Source organism: Stenotrophomonas sp. FW305-C-20-S1, assembly GCF_058783335.1.
Map to the genome: position 1 here is coordinate 1 of NZ_JBYTEK010000074.1, position 4911 is coordinate 4911.

General features: G+C 65.3%; 3 protein-coding genes. 1 reads left to right on the plus strand and 2 read right to left on the minus strand.

The window, feature by feature from the left end:
• The first annotated feature begins 156 nt into the window (after nt 1-156).
• The gene (locus tag AC3WTC_RS20415) at nt 157-600 is read left to right on the plus strand and encodes an REP-associated tyrosine transposase (protein ID WP_025878591.1); all 444 of its coding nucleotides are present in this window, start codon (nt 157-159) and stop codon (nt 598-600) included.
• Between the two features lie 114 nt (nt 601-714).
• On the opposite strand, the gene AC3WTC_RS20420 is transcribed toward AC3WTC_RS20415, so the two are convergent.
• Both AC3WTC_RS20420 and AC3WTC_RS20425 read right to left on the minus strand, forming a co-directional pair.
• On the minus strand, nt 715-2175 hold the full coding sequence (locus AC3WTC_RS20420; protein WP_492712421.1) for an esterase-like activity of phytase family protein: 1461 nt from the start codon (nt 2173-2175) through the stop codon (nt 715-717).
• A 22-nt stretch (nt 2176-2197) separates the two neighbouring features.
• Nucleotides 2198-4498: a TonB-dependent receptor gene (locus tag AC3WTC_RS20425; protein ID WP_492712422.1), complete on the minus strand. Its 2301-nt coding sequence runs from the start codon at nt 4496-4498 to the stop codon at nt 2198-2200.
• Nucleotides 4499-4911: the final 413 nt, after the last annotated feature.

The following is a 4911-nucleotide window of genomic DNA, read 5'->3' on the forward strand; positions in this document are numbered from 1 at the left end:
CCTACACGCCGTCTGTTTCGTCGGCAGCGTCAGGTGTGTAGAAGAGACAGGTGCCGGCCGCTGGCCGGCAACCCCAGCAGACTGTCAGCAACATCCTCATGGAATCTCGCGTTGTTCCCCGACTGCCAGCGATGTCTGCCTGATCCACGATGGGCCATGAGCAGCGATCTCCTGCGCCACGGGCGGCGCTCCATCATCGGTCAGGTATATGTGCTGACCACGACAACATGCCAGCGCCGCCGACGCTTTGAATGCGGCGCTACCGCAGGCTGCGTCTCCAGCCAGTTTGAGGAACTGGAGCGACAAGGCCTGGTCCAGTCACTGGCATGGGTGGTGATGCCGGATCATGTGCATTGGATGTTGCAACTACGTGCGTCGGAGCTGTCGGGTATCGCCCGTCGGTTCAAATCATCCAGCGCGTTGGCCTTGAATCGGCTGGTCGGTCGTCGCGGCGTGGTCTGGCAGTCCGGGTACTTCGATCATGCGGTCAGGGCAGAGGAATCGTTGCATCGCCAGGCTCTGTATATCCTGGGCAATCCCATTCGGGCGGGCCTGGCCAGGGAGATTGGCCAGTATCCCTATGCGTGGTCGATCTGGTAGTGCCGGCCGCTGGCCGGCAACCAGGCGGTGTGTCCGGAGGTTCATGAGGCTGCCGGCCAGCGGCCGGCACTACCACCGGTCGGGGTTTGTGAGGTTGCCGGCCAGCGGCCGGCACTACGGCAGGGTGAGCCGATACACCAGCACCCGGTTGTCGTTGTCGTACGCACTGTCGCAGTGCTCGCCCTGCATGCGGCAGTTGCGGGCGGTGAAGTCGTTGTCGTTGCCGATCAGCAGCAGTACGTCGTTCGGGTGCTCTGGATCAAGCGCCGGCAACACGTCCATTGCTTCCCACTTCTCCGACAGCAATCCCGGGTGAGGGCCGCGCCCTGTATCCAGGTCCAGCCCGGCCCGGGCCAGCTGTGGCCGGTCGAGCAGGTTCAGCACCTCATTGACCTTGGCGGGCACGATGCCGGTCTTCAACATGGCGTCAGCCGGATCGGCCAGCACCGATACCGTGCCGGTCTCATAGGCCGTATCCACCAGATTGGAGGCCTGCGCCACGTTCACCAGCAGCACCGACTTATAGACGATCGGGTCGTCGCCATCCTTGCCCAGGCCATTGCCATCGCGCGCCAGCATCAGGAAACGCTCGTTGTCCAGCGCACGCAGCTCGCTCTGCGCAGCGGTACGGTCGAGCTTGCCTTTGCCGTCGTGGGCGTAGGCGGGCAGGATCATCACATGGTGGCCCACCGGTTGCGCCGGCGTCGGGTTGGCAGACACGTCGTAGACCAGCACGCGGGTGTTGATGCGGCCGGCGGCATTGCCCGCCGCGCTGTCCTGCATCAGCGCGCTCTGCAGGGCAACGAACAGCCGTGTGCCGTCGGGCGACAGGCCCATGCCTTCCACGCCCTGGTTGTTGCGGCGCCCGGTCTGCGGCGGGGCCAATGATCCAAAGGCAGGCTTGCCATCACGTTGTGGCTGGATCGCCTGCGGCGGCACGATCACGCCCTGCAGCAGGCCCTGTGCGTTGAAGTAATAGACGTTGGCGGTGTACTCGTCGCCGATGTAGAAGTGGCCGTCCGCAGTGAACTGCAGCGATTCGGCATCAAGTGCGACCTTGCTGGCCCCCGCGCCCACGGCGGGTGAGGGCAGCACCACGCCACGCTGGATGATGGTGTGATCACCGGGGTCGGCACCGGTGAATGGCTGGCCGTTGTAGTCCTTCAGCACCAGCCCCTTTTCCGGCTTCATCGTCAGCGTGCCGACGCTCGCTGGCTTGTCCGCCGGCCAGTCGATGCGCAGCTGCATGCGCTCCAGGCGGCCGGCGTAGTCGTAGAACAGGCCGGCCTCCGGATCGTTGCGACCGCGGTCGGGCAGGGTCCACAGCACCCCTTCATAGCCACGCGTGGTACGCCGCCACGTGCCCGGCTGTACCGCCAACGACGAGAACGAGCCCAGCGTATCGCCGAGGAAGTCCACGGTGCCGGCCGGCAATCGTCCGGCGGCGACCAATCCCTTGTCCACGTAGGTGAAGCTGGCCACGTCCACCGCGCGTGGTGGCATGCCGCGGGCTTCATGCGGTGCGTTGTAGCCGCCGACCGAGAGCGCGGCCAACAGCAGGGCAGTAACGGACATCAATGGACTCCTCGGCCGGCGATCAGAAACGGATGTCGATGGTACCGAACACCTGGCGAGGTGCCGACGCATGGAACACATACAGCTTGCCGGCCGGGTCGCTGGGTGCGAACACGCTCGAGTCCAGGTTGCTGGCGTAGCGCTTGTCACCCACGTTGGTCACGTTCAGCGACAGGCGCATGCCCTTGGCGAAGCCAACCTGACCGAAATCGTAGCCACCGGCCAGGTCGAACACGGTGAAGCCACCAAAGCCCTGGTTGTTGGTATAGGTGTAGAAGCGTTCGCCGGTGTACTTGCTGCGCAGGCTGGCGAACCAGCCGTTGTCGCGCCAGGTGATTTCGGTGGCCAGCAGCTGCTTGGGCGTGTCGGTCTGGATCTTGCCCTTGATCTGCTGCTCGACGCCGGCCTGCGTGTAGTTGGAGGCATATGTCGAGCGGTTCAGCGACGCCGAGGTGTACCAGCTGAAGTGCTCGTTCGGTGTCCACAGCACGGTCAGTTCAGCACCGCGGCTGTCGACGCCGCCGACATTGTAGAAACGGTTGCCGCAGGTGGGGCCGACCGGCTGCCGCGAATCGCAGGGGTTGTACTGCAGCAGGCGATTGTCAAAGCGCACGCTGTAGGCAGCGACCGATGCCTGCAACGTATCGGTGACGAAGCGATAGCCCGCCTCCAGCGAGCGTGATTCTTCCGGCTTCAGGTTGCCCTGCGCGTTCCAGGTGGCCTGGCTGACCGCCTGTGGGCCAAGTTTGAAGCCGCCCTGGAACATGGCGATGTTCTCGGCGTAGCTGGCGAACACTTCGTGATGCTCGCTGAGGCGGAAGTTGGCACCCACGCTGGGCAGGAAATTCCTGCTGGCCTTCAGCGAACCGGTGGCGAACTGGTTGTTCGAGCTCGGCAGGATCGGTGTCTTCGCATCGCCCGGCAGCGCCTGCGCATCGGAGGTGGCGTGCGGGCTCTTGGCGCCGAACTCCAGGGTCAGGCGGTCATCGAGCAGGCGCCAGGTGTCCCTCAGGAAGAACTGGTGGGTCTTCCAGCGCGTACGCTGGGCGAACACGCCCACATCCGAGGGCAGGGTGTTCATGCCGCTGAGGTCGCGTGGACCGTCCACCGCCGTCTGGTAGCGTTCGGCGCTGCTGGTGTTGCGTTCGTACCAGACGCCACCTTCGAGGCGGTGTGCGCCCAGCTCCCAATCGAAGGACAGCGTGCCGCCATCGCGGTCGATGGTGTAGATGGTGTTGCGGAAGATGATCGGGATTTCCTGCGCGGTGCCTTTGTTGGACCACGCACCGCTGTTCCAGTTGTGGCCTTCGCCGCGGTCATCGTGGTGGTAAGCCAGTGCCCGCAGGCTGAAGCCATCGGCCAGGAAGAAATCACCGGCCAGGTAGTACAGGTTGTCATCGCGCAGGATCTGCCCGGCGGTGAATGCGCCGTCGGCGTCCTTGTCCGGACCGCTGTTGTCGCACTTCTTCGCGTTGAGGCTGGCGGTGTTGCAGTAGGCCTTGGCCACGGCCTTGTTCCAGTCCGGTGCGTAGCCGCCCCAGTCCCAGCCCAGGCCGCGGGACATCTCGTCCTTGGACAGGTAGAAGTAGTCCGCCTGGCTGGTCCGCGAGGTGTCGACGAAACCTGTGATCTGGCCGCTGCCGAAGTTCCACACGCCCTTCGCGTTGAACTGCTTGGTAGTGGATTTGTTGTACGCGGTCTGGTCGTTCCACAGGTCCGAGACCGCGTTCATGCCCGATACGTAGCCGGACAATCCGTTGTACTCGCCGCTGTCCACGCGCACGAAGGTGCGACGGTTGGCATCGCTGCCGAAGGTCTGCACCACGCGGCCGCCCAGTTCCTGCGCCGGGCGGTCGGAGGTATAGGAAATGGTGCCGCCAAGGTTGCTGGTGGACGGCGTGCCGAGGCTGCCGATGCCCACCGCCAGTTCGGCGCCCGCCATGTTCTCGCTGATCAGCGCACGGTTGATGGTCAGGCCGTTGTAGTTGTTGTACGCACCATCGCCCAGCGGCACGCCGTCCAGCGTGTAGCCCAGGCGGGTGGAGTTGAAACCGCGCAGGCTCAGGGTCATCGACTGTTCGTTGGTGCCCAGCGCGTCGGCCGACTGCGCGTTGACGCCGGGCAGCAGGTTGAGCGTCTTCTGCAGGCTGGTACCCGGCGGCAGGATGTCCAGGTTCTCGCGGGTGATGCGCTGCACCTGGCGCGCCTCGCCACTGCCGATGACTGAAACTGCATCGAGGTCGGTGGCCGACGGCGCCTGCTGCGCCCACGCGGTCGGTGCAAGGGCCAGGGACAACGCAGCAGCCAACAGGGTCTTGGTCATGGAACAGGCACTCAGGCAAGCGCGAGCCGCCGCATGGAAGCGGAGCTCAGGCAGATGAAAGGGGAAACACGCGATGCGATCACGGGCGCCTTGGGCGCCGCGCGATCAACGTGAAAATGGTGCGCTAGACAGATGACTGTCTGGTGACATGGTCAACTGCGGACATCACGCGCGGGTAGTGCCGGCCGCTGGCCGGCAGCTGCAGGATGCTGCGGAGGGTTCATGAGGCTGCCGGCCAGCGGCCAGCACTACCGGTATCGGTCAACCCGCGTTGCTGCGTGTGCGCTTTAGCGTCGCATCCTGCAATGCCCGCAGCTTCATCTGCGGACATACGGGTGGGTAGTGGGGGGGGGGGGGGGGGGGGGGGGGGGGGGGGGGGGGGGGGGGGGGGGGGGGGGGGGGGGGGGGGGGGG